This window comes from Demequina litoralis (assembly GCF_030418455.1).
Taxonomy (GTDB): Bacteria; Actinomycetota; Actinomycetes; order Actinomycetales; family Demequinaceae; genus Demequina; species Demequina litoralis.
Map to the genome: position 1 here is coordinate 23793 of NZ_JAUHPW010000002.1, position 16058 is coordinate 39850.

At 73.6% G+C, this 16058-nt stretch carries 14 protein-coding genes; all 14 read right to left on the minus strand.

Annotated features, from left to right (window positions below):
- Position 1 precedes the first annotated feature (1 nt).
- The gene (locus QQX09_RS02770; protein ID WP_301131184.1) at positions 2 to 1042 is read right to left on the minus strand and encodes an alcohol dehydrogenase catalytic domain-containing protein; all 1041 of its coding nucleotides are present in this window, start codon (positions 1040 to 1042) and stop codon (positions 2 to 4) included.
- Positions 1039 to 2103, minus strand: coding sequence for an NAD(P)-dependent alcohol dehydrogenase (locus tag QQX09_RS02775; RefSeq protein WP_301131185.1), 1065 nt, complete (start codon positions 2101 to 2103; stop codon positions 1039 to 1041). Before QQX09_RS02775 ends, QQX09_RS02770 begins: the two co-directional genes overlap by 4 nt.
- Positions 2100 to 4139 carry a glycoside hydrolase family 31 protein gene (locus QQX09_RS02780; protein ID WP_301131186.1) on the minus strand — a complete coding sequence of 680 codons (2040 nt, stop codon included), beginning with the start codon at positions 4137 to 4139 and terminating at the stop codon, positions 2100 to 2102. Before QQX09_RS02780 ends, QQX09_RS02775 begins: the two co-directional genes overlap by 4 nt.
- Positions 4140 to 4189: 50 nt before the next feature.
- The gene (locus tag QQX09_RS02785; protein ID WP_301131187.1) at positions 4190 to 5044 is read right to left on the minus strand and encodes a carbohydrate ABC transporter permease; all 855 of its coding nucleotides are present in this window, start codon (positions 5042 to 5044) and stop codon (positions 4190 to 4192) included.
- Positions 5041 to 5988 carry a carbohydrate ABC transporter permease gene (locus tag QQX09_RS02790; protein WP_301131188.1) on the minus strand — a complete coding sequence of 316 codons (948 nt, stop codon included), beginning with the start codon at positions 5986 to 5988 and terminating at the stop codon, positions 5041 to 5043. The genes QQX09_RS02785 and QQX09_RS02790 overlap by 4 nt, the downstream gene beginning before the upstream one ends.
- 9 nt (positions 5989 to 5997) lie before the next feature.
- Positions 5998 to 7239 (minus strand): sugar ABC transporter substrate-binding protein, encoded by a 1242-nt coding sequence (locus QQX09_RS02795; RefSeq protein WP_301131189.1) that lies wholly within the window; start codon positions 7237 to 7239, stop codon positions 5998 to 6000.
- A 79-nt stretch (positions 7240 to 7318) separates the two neighbouring features.
- A complete protein-coding gene (locus tag QQX09_RS02800; protein WP_301131190.1) occupies positions 7319 to 8353 on the minus strand; it encodes a LacI family DNA-binding transcriptional regulator in 1035 nt (344 codons plus the stop codon).
- 105 nt (positions 8354 to 8458) lie between these two features.
- Positions 8459 to 9304, minus strand: coding sequence for a PhzF family phenazine biosynthesis protein (locus QQX09_RS02805; protein WP_301131191.1), 846 nt, complete (start codon positions 9302 to 9304; stop codon positions 8459 to 8461).
- A gap of 112 nt (positions 9305 to 9416) precedes the next feature.
- The gene (locus QQX09_RS02810; RefSeq protein ID WP_301131192.1) at positions 9417 to 9620 is read right to left on the minus strand and encodes a hypothetical protein; all 204 of its coding nucleotides are present in this window, start codon (positions 9618 to 9620) and stop codon (positions 9417 to 9419) included.
- 452 nt (positions 9621 to 10072) lie between these two features.
- Positions 10073 to 10750: a TetR/AcrR family transcriptional regulator gene (locus QQX09_RS02815; RefSeq protein WP_301131193.1), complete on the minus strand. Its 678-nt coding sequence runs from the start codon at positions 10748 to 10750 to the stop codon at positions 10073 to 10075.
- Positions 10750 to 12042 carry an allantoate amidohydrolase gene (locus QQX09_RS02820; protein WP_301131194.1) on the minus strand — a complete coding sequence of 431 codons (1293 nt, stop codon included), beginning with the start codon at positions 12040 to 12042 and terminating at the stop codon, positions 10750 to 10752. Before QQX09_RS02820 ends, QQX09_RS02815 begins: the two co-directional genes overlap by 1 nt.
- The gene (locus tag QQX09_RS02825; protein ID WP_301131195.1) at positions 12039 to 13265 is read right to left on the minus strand and encodes a pyridoxal-phosphate-dependent aminotransferase family protein; all 1227 of its coding nucleotides are present in this window, start codon (positions 13263 to 13265) and stop codon (positions 12039 to 12041) included. The genes QQX09_RS02820 and QQX09_RS02825 overlap by 4 nt, the downstream gene beginning before the upstream one ends.
- A gap of 28 nt (positions 13266 to 13293) precedes the next feature.
- Positions 13294 to 14874: an AtzH-like domain-containing protein gene (locus QQX09_RS02830; protein WP_301131196.1), complete on the minus strand. Its 1581-nt coding sequence runs from the start codon at positions 14872 to 14874 to the stop codon at positions 13294 to 13296.
- Positions 14871 to 15959 carry an acetamidase/formamidase family protein gene (locus QQX09_RS02835; RefSeq protein WP_301131197.1) on the minus strand — a complete coding sequence of 363 codons (1089 nt, stop codon included), beginning with the start codon at positions 15957 to 15959 and terminating at the stop codon, positions 14871 to 14873. The genes QQX09_RS02830 and QQX09_RS02835 overlap by 4 nt, the downstream gene beginning before the upstream one ends.
- Between the last annotated feature and the right edge of the window lie 99 nt (positions 15960 to 16058).

The following is a 16058-nucleotide window of genomic DNA, read 5'->3' on the forward strand; positions in this document are numbered from 1 at the left end:
CTCAGGCCGGCAGCACGAGCACCTTGCGGGTGGCACCCCTCGCGAAGAGGTCGAGCGCGTCCGCGTAGCCCTCGAGGGGGACCCGGTGGGACACGTAGGGCTCGGGGTCGACGCGGCCCGCGAGGAGGAGGTCCACCGCGCGCGAGAACGAGTCGAGCACGGCCATCGACCCGACGATGGAGATCTCGTCGCGGTAGATGCGGTGCGGGCTCACCTCGACGGTCGCCGCGGTGGGCGCCACCCCGAACTGGAGGAACGTGCCGCCCCGGCCGACCCGGTCGAGCCCGTCGGCGATCGCCGCGGGCACCCCGGTGCAGTCGACGACGATGTCCCACCCGCCGTCCGGCACGTCGGCCGGGTCGAGGTCGGGCACGCCTCCCGCGACCGCCGTCGCGCCGAGCGCTCGCGCGCCCTCGGCCTTGTCGAGGTTGGGGTCGACCACCGTGACCGTGGCCGCGCCCGAGCCCGCGAGCAGCGCCGTCACCATGAGGCCCATGGTGCCGGCGCCGTAGACGAGCACGTGGTCCGCGAGCTGCGGCTGCAGGACGTCGACGCCGCGCACCGCGCACGAGAGGGGCTCCGCGAGCGCCATGAGCGCGAGCGCGTCGCGGTCCTGCGCGAGGCTCGCGGGCAGCACGACGCAGCAGGCGGCGGGGACCGCGACGTACCGCGCGGCGGCGCCCGGGCGCGTCACGCCGACCGCCGAGTAGCGCTCGCACAGGTTGCGGCGCCCGCGGTGGCACTGGCGGCAGCCGCCGCACGGGATGTTGGGATCGACGGCGACCGCGTCGCCCACCGCGACGCCCGCGACCCCCGCGGCGACCGCGACGACCACCCCGGCGAGCTCGTGACCGGGGACCAGATCCCCGTCGCGGGAGACGTGGTCGCCCCCGCGCAGGTGCAGGTCCGTCCCGCAGATCCCCACCGCCGCGACCTCGACGAGCACCTCTCCCGGTGCCGGGCTCGGGACGGGCACGCGGTCGACGCGCACCCCGCCGCCGATGTCGAACACCACCGCGGACATCTCGTCGGGCACGGTCATCGCACTTCTCCTTCCGAGGGCAGCACCATCGCCTTGACGGCGCCCGGCTCCGTGGTTGCGACCATGAGCGCCTTGTCGACATCTTGCAGGTCGAAGCGGTGCGTCACCAACCCGTCCGTGCGGACCCGTCCGCTCGCGAGCAGGTCGATGGCCGTCGGCCAGGTGTTCGCGTACCTGAAGATCGTCTGGACCTGCAGCTCGCGATGGTGGAGCTGCGCGAGCGGCAGCACCGGTTCCTCGGCGGGCAGGCCGATCATCACGGCGCGGCCGCGCGAGCGGAGCCGGCCGAGTCCCATGCCGAGCGCCCCGGGCGCGCCCGAGCACTCGAGCAGGACGGTGAACTCAGCGCCGTTCTCCCCCGCGCGGGATGCCACGGCGGGCTCCGTCCCGACGAGCTCGGTCTCGAGCCCGTGCGAGCGTGCGAGCGCGAGACGATGCTCGGCGAGGTCCCGCACGACGACGCGCGTGGCGCCGCGGGCACGGGCCACCTGGGCCGCGAGGAGCCCCACGGCTCCCGCCCCGGACACCAGCACCTCGTCACCGAGCCCGACGCCCGCCCGCTCGCACGCCCACACGCCGACGGAGAGCGGCTCGCAGAGCGCACCCTGCTCGTCGCTGACGGCGTCGGGCAGCGGGTGCGCGAGCCGCGCGTCCCACACGATCTCCGTCGAGAATGCGCCGTCGTGCGGCGGCGTGGCCATGAACGCCATCGCCGGGCAGACGTTGTACTGCCCGGCGAGGCACCGGTCGCACGTGCCGCAGGCGCGCCCGGGCTCGAGCGCGACCCTGTCGCCGAGCACCAGCCCGGCGACGTCGCCGGCGACCTCCGTCACCACGCCCGCGGGCTCGTGACCGAGGACGAGCGGGCCGTCGAGCACGAACTCGCCGATCCGGCCGTGCCGGTAGTAGTGCGTGTCCGAGCCGCACACCCCCACGGCGGTGAGCCGGATGCGCGCGGTGCCGGGGAGCAGGGCCGCCGGCGGCAGACCCTCCACCCGTAGATCGCCGCGCCCGTGGAGCACCGCGCTCGGGGCGACGGCGGCGGCTGCCTGTACGCTCACCGCGCGTCCCCGGCGCTCAGCAGCACGACCGCGGTGTCAGGGGCGCCCGCCGACACGAACACCGGGATCGCGTGAGAGGGCGCGGCCGCCTCGACCCAGGTCCCGCCCTCATGCGCGGCGCCGGTCTCGGCCTCGGTCCACGACGTGCCCGCGGGGAGGTAGACCTGCCGCGACGTCGCGCCCGGCGCGGTGACCGGGGCGACCAGCACGTGGGAGCCGAGCATGTACGCATCGTCGATCCCCCACGCTGCCTCGTCGTCGGGGAACTCCACGAACAGCGTGCGCATCGGCGGCAGGCCGGACGCGGCCGCCTCGTCCATCAGCGCGTCGAGATACGGGCGGATCGACTCGCGCAGGTCGAGCGAGCGCGAGATGAGCCCGTACGCCTCCTCGCCATAGGACCACACCTCGTTGGGCCCGCCGGTCTGGGACGCGCCGAGCGCGGTGCGCGGCTCCCGGAATCCGTGCAGGCGGAACAGCGGGAGGAACACGGCCCACTGGAACCAGCGGACGACGAGCTCGCGATAGCCCGGGTCCTCCGGCACACCGCCGTGGAAGCCGCCGATGTCGGTGGTCCACCACGGAATCCCCGACAGGCTCATGTTGAGGCCGGCACGCACCTGGGCGGCGAGGCTCTCCCACGTGACTCCGATGTCCCCCGACCACACGGCAGCGCCATACCGCTGCGAGCCCGCCCATGCCGAGCGGCACAGCAGGACCACGTCGTCGTCCCCGGCGCCGCGCATGCCCTCGGCGAAAGCCCTGGCGTGCTCCCGCGGGTACACGTTCGCGATCTCCGCGCCGGGCCCGGCCCAGAAGTGCAGCTGGCGGTGGTCGGCGGGCCGGATCTCGGGCTCGCACGCGTCGAGCCACCAGATCCGCACGCCCGCGTCGAAGTAGTTCCGCTTCACCGTGTCCCAGATGAAGCGCCTCGCCGCCGGGTTGGTCGGGTCGTAGAAGGCGACGGGCTCGGCATGGTCGGCACCCTTGTCGGTCCAGGTCGCGGTGAAGGGCAAGCCTGAGGCGCGCGACATCAGCATGTTGCCGTCTCGGAGGTCGTCCATGTTCTCGGAGGACGGGTTGACGGACGGCCAGATCGACACCATGAGGCGCACGCCCATCTCGTGCAGCTCCGCGAGGGCGCCCTCGAGGTCGGGCCATTCCTCGGTGTCGAGGCGCCAGTCGCCGAGGCGCGTCCACGAGAAGTAGTCGAGCACGATGACGGACAGCGGCAGACCGCGGCGCCGGTGCTCGCGCGCGACCTCGAGCAGCTCCTCCTGGGACTGGTAGCGCAGCTTCGACTGCCAGAAGCCCGTGGCCCAGCGCGGCAGGGCGGGAGGACGGCCGGTCGCGTCCGCGTAGCGCGTGAGGATCGTGGCCGGGTCCTCGGCCGCCGTCACCCAGTAGTCGATCGCGCGCGCGGAGTCCGCGACCCAGCGCGTGCCGTTCTCCGCGAGCTCGACACGGCCGATCGCCGGGTTGTTCCACAGGAACCCGTAGCCGGCGCTCGACAGCATGAACGGGACGGATACCTCGGCGTTGCGCTGCACGAGGTCGATCACGAGGCCCTTCTGATCGAGCCGGCCATGCGTGTGCTGACCGAGGCCGTAGAGGCGCTCATCCTCGCGCGCGGCGAAGCGCTGCTCGATGCGACCGGCACCCGCGCCGTCGTCCTCGAGCAGGCGGGCGCCCGGATGCCAGAAGTGCGCCGGCTGCTCCCGGAGGACCTCGACGCCGTCGGTGGTCCGGACGAACCGCAGCTTCACGGTGCCGGTCTCGGCGTGGCCCTCGACGCGCACCTCGGCGGCGATGTCGCCGTTCACGACGCGGGCGACGCCGTCGCCGACCTCGACGACGGGCGCAGCGGCCTCGGCTGGAAGCAGCGCCTGCACCTCCTCCGCCGCAGACGAGAGGTGGTCGATGGGCCGTCGGGACGCGCGTACGCGGATGGCATGGCGGCCCCACGCCTCGACGCGCAGGTGCTCGTTCTCGGAGATGATGTCGAGCCCGGTGGCCGACTGGTGGATGGTGGGCATGAAGGGGTCCTCTCGGAAGATCGTTCAGGTGGCGGGTCGGGTCGGTGGCGTCACTCCTTCATCGCGCCGCCCGTCACGCCCGCGGCGATGTAGCGCTGCGCGACCACCAGGAGGATCGCGGCCGGGATGGAGGCGAGCACCGCCGTCGCGAGGATCGCGTTCCACTCCGACACCTGCGTGCCGATGAACTGGTAGATGCCGACGGTGACGGGCACGAGGCCCTGCCCCGAGGTGAGCGTGACGCCGAACAGGAAGTCGCCCCACGCGAAGAGGAAGGTGAACAGGCCCGCTGTGATGATCGCGTTGCGGCTCATGGGCGCGACCACCCGCGTGAGCGTGCGCAGGTAGCCGGCTCCGTCGAGCTGAGCACTCTCGATCACCTCGCCGGGGATGCCCAGCATGAACGCTCGGAGCACGATGATCGCGAAGGGGATCGCAAGCGTCGAGTCGGCGAGCACGAGTGCGACGTACGTGTCGAAGAGCCCGATGCTCGAGAGGATGTCGAACAGCGAGTTGGCGAGGACGATGTTCGGCACCATCTGGACGACCATGATCGCGAACAGCACGATGCCCGCCCCGGGCACGCGGAACCGCGCGAGCGCGTAGCCGGCGGGGATCGCGATGGCGAGCGTGAGGACGACCGTGCCGGTGGCGACAGCGATGCTCGTGAGGAGGTTGGGCCCCTGGCTCTCGAGCGCCTGGCGGTACCCGTCGAGCGTCCCGCTCCAGGGCATGAGCGGCGGGTCCACCGACAGCACCTGGGCGGACGTGAAGAACGAGGCGTTCACCATCCAGTAGACGGGGAACAGCAGCACCGCGAGGATGACGAGCGCGATCAGCGTGCTGCCGAGGCGACGTGGGACGCGACGGGCTCTCGTCGCGGCGGCGGGGCGGGGCTCGGTCACGATGCGCTCCTCAGGCTCTGCTGCGCGGACCGGACGTATGCGAGGCCCGCGATCAGCGCGATGACGATCAGGAGGTTGCCCACCGCGGCGCCCTGGCCGAACAGGAACTCGTTGAACGACAGCTGGTAGGACCACACCGTGAGGGTCTGGCTCGAGCTCGCGGGACCCCCGCCGGTCATGACCGCGATGACGTCGAAGACCTTGAGCGTGTAGACGAGGCCGAGCACGAGGGTCACCTGGGTCACAGGCTTGAGCAGCGGCCACGAGATGTGGGTGAACTGGCGCCAGGGTCCGGCGCCGTCGAGCGCGGCAGCCTCGTAGAGCGAGCCGGGGATCGCCTGCAGGCCGCCGTGGAGCAGCACGAGGTTGAACGGGATCCCGATCCAGATGTTGGTGATGATCACCGATACGAGCGACCAGGCGACGGTGTTGAGCCAGCCGATGGGCTCGTCGATCACTCCCGCGCCTCGCAGCGCGATGTTGAGGATGCCGTTGTCCTGGTCGAAGATCCATCGCCACACGGACGCAGATACCACGAGCGGCAGGAGCCACGGCAGGAGCAGCAGCGCACGGATGACTCCGCTGAGCGGGAAGCGGCGCACGAAGAACACGGCGAGCGCGAGGCCGATGACGAACTGGAAGACGATCGACGCGACCGTGAACATCGCCGTGCGGCCGAGGGTCGGCCAGAACGCGGGATCGGAGAAGATCGCCGCGTAGTTGTCGAAACCGACGAACGGGGCGTCACCCGTGTAGAACGACGACACGCTGTAGTCCTGCGACCCCATCACGAGGTTGTGCACCATCGGGTAGCCGAAGAACACGATCATGTAGAGCGCGGCGGGGGCGAGGAACGCGGCCCCGGCCAGCCGCCGCCGGCGCTCCAGGAGAGGGAGCGCCGGGGCGGCCACCGGCCGCGGGACGGACAGGGCGGAGACTGCCATGACGCGCCGCTACTGCCCCGAGGAGACGGACGATGCGGCCGCGTTGAGGGCGTCCGCCGGGCTCAGCTGCCCGGTCAGCGCGTTCTGCACCGCCTCGATGAGCGCGGTCGAGGTGGTCGGGTACGCCTCGCCGAGGTCGTCGGTGCGCGGACGCGCGGAGGCCACCGCGTCGACGAATGCCTGCATCGTGGGCGTGGCGGCGCCGTACTCCTCGGCGACCGCGGTCTGCCCGGGGATGTACGCGTGCTGCTCGGCCCAGTAGGTCTGGTGCTCGGGCGACGTCATGCACTCGAGGACCGCCGCGGCAGCCGCCATCTCGGCATCGTCGGCCTGCGAGATGACCCCGACCTCGCCGCCGAGGGCGACGGGAGCTGCCGAGCCGTCGGCGGCCGGGATCGGGACGATGCCATAGTCGACGCTGGCCGCCTTATCGAAGTTCGCGACGCTCCACGAGCCCGTGATCGTCATGGCCGCCTGGCCCGCGGTGAACTGGTCCCCCGCCTCCGCCTGGTTCCAGTTGAGAGCCGACGCGGACACCGACCCGTCGTCGAAGAGGCCCTGCACGAAGGTCAGCGCCTCGACCGCCTCGTCGGAGCCGACATCGGTGAGCTCGGCTCCGGCGCCCCAGAAGAACGGCAGGAACTGCCACGTGCCCTCCTCGGTCGGGAGCAGCGCCATCGACAGGCCGTAGGTGTTGCCTGTCGTCAGCTCGGCGGCAGCGGCACGGAGCTCGTCCCACGTCGTCGGGGGCTCCACGCCCGCGTCCGCGAGGATGTCCTTGTTGTAGAACAGCGCGAGCGCGTTCACGCCCGGCGCGAGGCCGTAGAGGCTGCCGTCGTAGCTGCCGGCGGCGGCAATCCCGTCGGGGTAGCCGTCCGCGGAGAGCCCCAGCGAGTCGAGCGGCGCGAGCGCGCCCGTCGCGGCGATCTGCTGGACGTTGGGGTTGTCGACGAAGATGAGGTTCGCCATGGACCGGGAGGACGCCTGGCGGAGGATCGTCGGCATCATCTGGCTGGTCGGCAGCGATTGGCGCTCGATCGCCACCCCCGTCTCGTCGGAGCACTCGTCGAGCATGGACTGCCATGCCTCGGCCGAGGTCCCATCGGTGTAACCGTCGAGCTGCGTGATCGAGGCAGCGAGGTCGGTGGTGCCGCCGCTGCTCTCGCCGGCGCCCGGATCGGCGGCGGTGGAGCATGCGGCAAGCGCGAGGACGGACGCCGAGACGACGACCGGGACGATGGTGCGGTTCATGGATATCTCCTCATTGAGCAATCGATGCGCATCGACATCGGGTGTAGGAAAGCCGGCGCCTGAGCGCCGGCATCGGGGACTACGAGAGAGCGGCACCTCCTCGGGTCACGACGGGAGCGGCCACCAGCTCGAGCCGCGTCCCGACGGCACGCGTGCCGTCGATCTGGCAGAACAGCGCATCCATCGCCTCCGCGGACACCCGCTCGGGCTGCAGGACGAGCGCATCGAGCGCGGTCCGGTTGCGTGCGGCGACATCCTCGTCGCACACACCCACGACGTCGACGTCGACGCCAGGCTCGAGACCCCGAGCGCGCAGGATGGCGAGCACGGGCTCGACGGCGGACGACATGTGGACCGCGAATGCGCGGCAGTCCGGACGCGCCGAGAGGATCGAGTCGACCGCGCGCGCGAGCGAGCCGAAGTCCGGGTCGGCGCTCGCCGCGACCAGTTCCGCGCGATCGCGTGCCGACGCCTCGGCGCCCGCGACGAACCGCCTGGTGAAAGACATCTCGCCGCGCTCGCCGTGCGGTCCCGGCGAGACGAGGCCGATCACGTCGCGACCGCGTCCGACAAGGAGGGACACCGCATCCCCGCCCGCCGCCTCGAAGTCCAGGTCGACGCACGAGAGCCCGCTGCGGTCGTCCGGGACGCCGATCACGACGCACGGCACCCCGAGGCCGCGCGCGGCCTCGACACGCGGGTCGCGCGCCTCGACGTCCATGAGGATGAGCCCGTCGCACATGCCGCTGTCGCGGAGCCGTGACAGCCCCGCGGGGCCCTCGTCCGACGTGACGAGCAGGACGTCATGATCGGCCTTGCGCGCGATCGCGGCGATCTCACCCACGAAGGCGAGGTTGGCCGAGATCTCCACGCCGGCGCGGAACGGGATCATCAGGCCGATCACATGCGAGCGGCGTCCTGCCAGGGTGCGTGCGCCGGAGTTCGGCACGAAGCCGAGCTCCGCGATCGCCCCCTCGACCCGCCGCCGCGTCTCCTCCGAGATCGGCCGCTTGCCCGTGAGCACGTACGAGACGGTGGACTGCGAAACGCCCGCGGCACGCGCGACGTCGGCACTCGTGGGCTTGCGCCGACCTGCGAGACCCGACTCCACCATTGGCTTCCCTTCTCTCGGATGCGCGTCGATGCGCATCGATGCGCATCGATGGTGATGCTAGCCCGTCATCGCGGACGACGCAAGCGCCTCGTCGATCGCGTGCGCTCAGGCCTCGATCGTGCCGGTGATGGCGACGTCGGTCGCGCCGCCGATCCACAGCGACCCGTCAGCCTCCTCGACCGTCGCACGCCCGGCGCGCCCGATCGCGGTGCCCTGCGCCGCGACGTACGGGGCGACCAGCACGCCGGACGCGGCGAACCACTGCGCGAGCGAGGCGTTGAGGCTGCCCGTGACGGGATCCTCGGCCATCGGCGTGCCGGCGTCGTACATGAAGGCGCGCACCTCGAGGTCCGCGTCGGAGCCGTCGCCGTGCAGGCCGGCCACGCCGTAGAAGCCCCGCTCGGCCCGCGCCGCGCCGTCCGGCACGACCGCGAGCACGCGGTCGGCGTCGCGGAGCAGCAGCCCCATCCAGCCCGGACCGTTGTCGACCCACGCGGCCGCCACGATCTCGTCGCGGCTCAGCCGCAGGCGCGCGCACGCCTCGTCGAGGTCGACGTCGGAGACCGGGCCCGACCGGCGCAAGGGCGGCGCGGCGAAGGCCAGACGATCTCCGTCGACGCGCACCGGCACGAGCCCCACGCCGCACTCCTGCAAGAGGGCGCCGGGGCCCCGCGGGACCCCGCCCGCGTCGAGCCACGCGCGGGCCGTGCCCAGCGTCGGGTGCCCCGCGAAGGGCAGCTCCTCCGCGACGGTGAAGATCCGCACGCGGTAGTCGGCCTCGGGCGTGGTCGGCGGCAGCACGAAGGTCGTCTCCGACAGGTTGGTCCAGCGTGCGATGCGGGCCATGTCGGCGTCGGCGAGGCCGTCGGCGTCGAGGACCACCGCGACGGGGTTGCCGGTGAACGGCCCGGAGCCGAAGACGTCGACCTGGCGGAACGGGTGCGTGCTCATATCGGCGAGCCTAGAACGCGGCCACGGTGCCACGGGGTCCATCGGCGGCGCCGCCCGAAGGGTGCCAGACGAGGCGAGGGCGGCCCCATCCGGGGCCGCCCTCGCAATCGGATCACTTCCCCGACAGCGGCGACAGGTTGTCGTCGAACGTCAGCGATGGGATGTTCTCGACGTCGCCGGTGAGCGTGGACGGCGTGTCCGAGCCGCTCGTGGCGACGATCGCGATCCAGACGATCGCGGCGATGATGGCGGCCGCAGCCAGGCCCACCATGATGCGGATGCGGGTGTGAGGCTGCCCCGCATGCGTGTCTGCCATGTCCTTCTCCGGGGGACGTGCGCCGTGAGGCGCGGGCAGTGGCCGAGGGCGGGGAGGCGTGCGCCGCGGGCGCCTGCGGGGCCGGGCGTCCACGTCCGACCCAGCGCTCGTGCCCGCACTCCCCCTCGAAGGACCGGACCCAGGGGCCCGACCTGGTCCGAGAGCGATGCTCTCGTAGCGCGTCTTCGACGCTACGCGCGGCCCACGAAGGTCGAAAGCCCCCAGAAATGGTGGCAGCGGCTCCCCCGCGGTCCGCCGGGCTCCGCGCGTCACTCCCGCTGCGCGCTGTGAGGTTCTCAAGGCCCGTTCCGGCACGATCCGGGCACTCAGCACCTCGCAGCGTGCTCCGGCGGGGGGCGAGCCAGGCGGGCGGCGAGCCAGGCGGGCGGCGAGCCAGGCGGGCGGCGAGCCAGGCGGGCCGCCCGAGCTGCGAGGGCCGTAGCGCCGAGCGGTCAGGTCCAGCCGTGCACGCGGGCCATCGTGGGCTGCCTCTGCCGGCCCGGCACGGCCGGCAGGTCGATGGCGGCGGGTTCGCCGGGTCCGCCTGCGGGTGCGAGGCCCCGCCGTCCGATCGCGAGGTGGCGTTGCCAGCCGATGTCGCTCTCCGGGGTCGAGTCCGCGGCGAGGGTGCCCGCCGTCAGCGCGAGCGTGGTGAGGTCGGTCCCGATGACGTCGGGCGCGAGCAGACCGGCGTCCTGCGCCTCGGCGACGAGCGCGCGCATGAGCGTGACCCCGCGCGGGTCGACCTCCCGATCGGGCCGCAGCCGCGAGCCTCGCGGCGCGAGCTGCGCGTAGCAGCGGTGCGTCGAGATCGCGCCGACCATGGCCTCGAAGAACGCGTCGAGACGTGCCGCCACATCCGGATGCGGCGCCGCAAGCGCCTCGATCGCGGCCTGCTCGATGGCGGCGGCACCGACCTCGTACATCTCGGCCACGAGGTCCTCGCGGCTCGCGAAGTGGCGGTACAGCGTGGCCTCGCCCACGCCCGCGCGCTGGGCGACGGCGGCGAGCGGCGTGTCGACGCCGGTCTCGTCGAAGGCGGCGAACGCCGCCCGGATCAGCCTCGCGTGGTTGGCCCGGTAGTCGCCGCGCTCGGCGCGTGGGCGTCGCACGGTCGAGGGCTCGATCATCACGCCACCGTAGCGGCTCCCTGCCGGTGCGCGATAGAGAGGACCGCCGCCTCGAACGCGTCGATGGCCAGCGCGACGTCCTCGACCGTGACGATCTCGTCGGGATGGTGGCTGACGCCGCCGTTGCCGTTGCGCACGAAGAGCATCGCGTACGGCGTGAGCGACGCGATCGCCATCGCATCGTGCCCCGCCTTCGACTGCAGCTCCATGGCCTCCCGCTCCCCGGTGACCGCGAGGATGCCGTGCTCGACCGCCTCGCTGAGCCTGCGCTCCGACGACGTCGCACGCGCGACGTGGCGCAGCGTCTCGGTGAACTGGAGACGGCGTCGGCCCGCGGCCTCGACCGCGTGGGCGCGGATCCGCTCCCACGCGCCGTCGCGCTGCGCGTCGGAGGCGGCACGGACATCGAGCGAGAACTCGGCGCGGCCCGGGATTACGTTCGCGGCGCCCGGCTCGACACGCATCTCCCCCACCGTCCCGACCACACCCTCGGTGAGCGCGACCTGCTCGACCGCGAGCGCGGTCTCGGCCGCGCCCAGCAGGGCGTCGCGGCGGTGGAGCATCGGGACCCCGCCCGCGTGACCCGCCTGCCCCTCCATCACCAGGTCGAAGCGCTTGGCCCCCATGATCCCCGACACCACGCCGAGCGGGCGGTTCGCGTCGAGCAGCAGCGGGCCCTGCTCGATGTGCGCCTCGAGGTACCCGATCACGCCGGACGGATCGAGCGCGGCCTCCGTCACCCGGTCCGGATCGAGGCCGAACGCGGTGAACGCCTCACGCATCGTCACGCCGTCCGCGTCGGCGAGCTCGAGCCACTCCTCCTCGAACGCTCCGGCGACCGCGCACGAGCCGAGCAGCGTGCGTCCGAAGCGCACCCCCTCCTCGTCCGCGAAGCCCAGCACCTCGATACCGAACGGCAGGCGCACGCCGTGCGCGTGGAGGCGACCGACGACCGCGAGCGCGATCATCACGCCGAGGATGCCGTCGTAGCGGCCGGCGTCGGGGACGGTGTCGAGGTGCGAGCCGAGCAGCAGCACCGGCGCGTCGGCGTCCGTGCCGGGATACGAGCCCCGGGCGTTGCCCGCCTGGTCCTGCCACGCGCGCATGCCCGCCGCGGCGACCCACTCGGCCACCTGGGCATTGGCGCCGGCGTGCTCCGGCGACAGGTAGACGCGCTCGATGCCGCCCTCCATCGAGGACAGCCCCGCGAGCACGTCGCAGCGGCGCAGCGCCTCGCGCGCGTCGGCAAGCGCGGCCTCGGAGGGCCCCTTCGCGCGGGCGCGGCGACTCACGCGGCCGTCCCGTACACGTCGTAGGCGGCGTCGACGCCCCCGCCCGGCGCCACGCTCGCGCCGTGGCGGCGCAGCACCGCCTCGAGCGCGGCGAGCGTCGCGAGCACCGCATCGGTCCGCGCGTTCCAGCCCATCGTGCCGATGCGCCACACGCGACCGGCGAGCGGGCCGAACGAGGTGCCGATCTCGATGCCGAAGTCCCTCAGCAGCGCGCCGCGCACCGCCTCGCCGTCGATGCCGTCGGGGATCTCGACGGCGACGATGTTCGCCATCCGGTGCTCCCGGTCGCCGTACACCGCGAGCCCGAGCCCCTCGACGCCCGTGAGCATCGCCCGCCCGTGGAGGTCGTGACGCGCCTGGTAGGCACCTAGGCCCTCCTCGAGGATCACGCGGGCGCACTCGCGCGCGCCGTAGAGCATCGTGGTGGCCTCGGTGTGGTGGTTGAGGCGGCGCGGCGACCAGTAGTCGAAGATCATCGCGAGGTCGAAGTAGTTGGAGCGGATCGGGTGCGCGGTGGCGGGGTCGCCCGGCTCCCGGATCCCCGCCTCGATGCTGCGGCGCGACTCGATCGCCTTGACCGCGCGCGGCGAGAAGGTCGCGGGCGCGGACCCCGACGGCCCGCCGAGGCACTTCTGCAGGCCGGCGGTCGCGGCGTCGACGCCCCACGCATCCGTGGGGAACGGGTTGCCTCCCAGGGTCGCGGTGACGTCCGCGTACAGCAGGCAGTCGAAGCGGTCGCACAGCTCGCGCAGCCCGTCGAAGGGCTGCCGCATCGTGGTCGAGGTGTCGCCGTGGACCATCGCGAGCACCTTCGGCCGGGCCGCCTCCATCGCTGCGGCGATCGCCTCGAGCGGGACCACCTCGCCCCACGGCGCCGTGACGGTGTGGACCTCCGCGCCGCAGCGCTCCGCGATCTCGACGAGCAGGTGGCCGAAGCGCCCCATCACCGGCACGAGCACCCGGTCGCCGGGCTCGAGCAGCGACACGAGCGCCGCCTCGATCGCGCCACGCGCGGTCGAGTCGATGAGCAGCGTGTGCTCGTTCGCGGTGTCGAACACCCGCCGGTAGAGCCCCATGACCTCGCCCATCGCATCCGTCATGAAGGGGTCGTACTGCCCGACCAGCTGCGCCGACATCGCCTGCAGCACCCGCGGGTGCGCCGTGATGGGGCCGGGCCCCATGAGCAGGCGCGCGGGCGGGTCGATCGGGCCTGGCAGGGACATCGGGGCCTCCCCGGAATGTTGATGTGGCTTACACAGTGTGCCCGAGCGATGTTTCGCCCGGATTGCGCAGCGCGGCCGCGATCGCGAGGCCCGCGTCGACCAGCGCGAGGTCCGCGCCGCGGGGCCCGACGAGGCACAGGCCCACGGGCCCGTCGGGGGTGTCGAGCAGCGGCACGGACAGCGCCGGGCGCCCGGTGAGGCCCGCGATCGCGGTGATCGACAGGGTGGCGCGGCGCCGGGCCTCCAGCTCGGCCTCGCTCGCGTCGAGGCGCGGGGCGGCCGATGCGGCGGCGGGGACGAGCAGGACGCCGTCGCCGAGCTCGAGGTCGAGCCGGGCCGCCAGCAGCCCCGCATCCGCGAGCGCGTGCTCCTCCTGCTCCGCCGTGACGTCGCGCGCGAGGTCGAAGCGCTCCTGCACGTCGGGAGCGAGGACGCCCGGATGCGCCTCGACCCACGCGCCGTCGCTGCGCCACGCCTCTGCCTGCTGCGTCACGCGGAAGGCGGCGAGGAGGTCGTCGAGCGCGGGCACCTCGACCGGCACGACGCGCGTCCCCGCGGCAGCGAGCGCGCCCAGCGCGGCGTCGAACGCGTAGCGCACCCCCGCGCCGCACGACATCATCACGGCCGGGGCGGCGAGGAGCGTGCCCGACACCGGCACGGGGTCGACGCCGGCGAGCCCGACGGCCGCCACGCGGCGCATCGTCTCCCCGTCGCGGGTGAGCCAGCCGGCGGTGTCGTAGCGCGGCGCGAGCGGCCACACGCCCTCGAGGCTCACCGCGCCGTGCGTGGGACGCAGGCCCCACAGGCCCATGTACGAGGCGGGCACGCGGATCGAGCCGGCGGTGTCGCTGCCGAGGCCGATGCTGGCCTGGCCGAGCGCGACCGCCGCGGCCGGTCCGGAGCTCGAGCCGCCCGGGATGGCTCCGGGGACGGCCGGGTTGGGCGGGGTGCCGTAGTCGGGGTTGAGGCCCGCGATCGAGTACGCGAACTGGTCGGTCTGCGCGAGCCCCACGACGTCCGCGCCCGCGTCGAGGAGCGCCTGCACGGCCGGAGCGCTCGCCTCCTCGACGGCGGCCTCGGCCAGGAACGCGCGCACGCCGACGCCGATGCGCTGGCCCGCGATCGCGAAGAGGTCCTTGACGGCGACGGTCTCGCCCGCGAGCGGGCCGTCGCTCGCGCCGGCGACGAGCGGGGTCCCGGCGACGCGCCAGACGCGGGCGTCGAGCGCGGGGGCGGGCGCGGTGACGTGGGCGGCGGCGATGCGCCAGGCGCCGTCGTCGCCGCGGCGCCACAGCTGCGTGACGAGGCCGCGGCCGCCGCCGGACGGGACGTTGACGGTCGTGACGTGCGCCGCATCGTCCCCCGCGAGGTGGACTCGCAGCTCCGCGACCTCCCGTGTGCCGGCGCCGCCACGGCGGGACCGGAAGCCGGTGATGCGGTCGTGGCCGGCCAGGAGGCCGTTGCGGTCGCCGCGCACCGCGTCGGGACCGCGTTCGAAGGCGTCCGCGAGCGCGGTGAGGTCGTCGGCGGCGAGCGCCGCCTCGTACGCGAGCACGGCCTCGACCAGGCCCTCGGGCGCCGGCGCGCCCCCCTCGATGCGAACCCTCACCTGACCCCCTCGAAGTCGGCGCGACGGATGCGGGCGTGGACGCCCGTGACCAGGTCGACGACCTGGGAGATCTCGAAGTCCGTGGCGGCGGACAGGTACGCGTAGGCCAGGTGCGGCGCCATCCCGTAGCGCGCGCCGAGCAGCGCGATCGCCTGGCGGACGCACGCCCGCATCGCCTCGTCGAGGTCGGCGTCGAGGCCGGTGGGCATGAGGTGGGTCGCGTCGGCGGCGAGCGGCGTGACGAGATCGCCGAACTCGCGAGCGGCCTCGCTCGCGTCGAGCAGGTCGAGGCGGATCCGCGCGCGCAGCGAGGCCTCGAGGGCGGTGAGGGCGACCTCGCCGTTGCCCTGTGCGAAGTGCGGGTCTCCCACGTACGCGAGAGCGCCGGGCACCTGGACCGGGATGTAGAGGGTGGCGCCGGCGGTGAGGTGACGGATGTCGATGTTGCCGCCGTGCGGGCCGGGCGGTACCGAGTGGGCGGCCTCGTCGGTGTCGGTGGCGACGCCCATGATCCCCAGGAAGGGGGCGAGCGGGAAGGAGACGATGCGGTCGCCGCCCTCGGCGATCGGCAGGCGCCCGCGCCACTCGCCGTTCTCGTCGGGCGAGATGGGGGTGAAGACCGAGACGTCGGCGGGTCCGGCCGGCATCTCGCCGGGGAGCGCGCCGCGGCCGTGACGGTTCGAGATGACGCCGTAGGGCACGCGCGGGGTGGCGTCGAGCAGCGTGATCGCGAGGAGGTCGCCGGGGCGTGCCTCTCGCACCTCGATGGGGCCGGTGACGACGTGGGGGCCGTCCTCCGCGGTGCGCGCGCCGCGGGCCGCGATCCCGATCGCGTCCTCGAGCACGTCCTCGCGCGCCACGCCGTGGCCCCCGAAGAATGCGCGCGGGTCCGAGCCCTGGTCGGGCAGGAGGCCCTCGTGGCTGACCGTGTCGACCGTGAGCGCGGTGCCGGGGTCGACCGTGAGCACGGGCGCGTCGCCACGCCGCGGCAGCCGGCCCCAGCGCACGGCGTCCGGGTCCGCGGGCAGGTACACCGCATCGTCCACGCGCGCGCCGGGCTGGAGTGTGCCCTGGTAGTCGCCCACGCGACCTCCCCTCGGTGCGCGCTGAACGGCGTGCCCTAGTCTTGGGCCGAGACTACAGCCGCCCCGGGACGTGGCCTCGGAGCCCGGACCGGGGCCTCA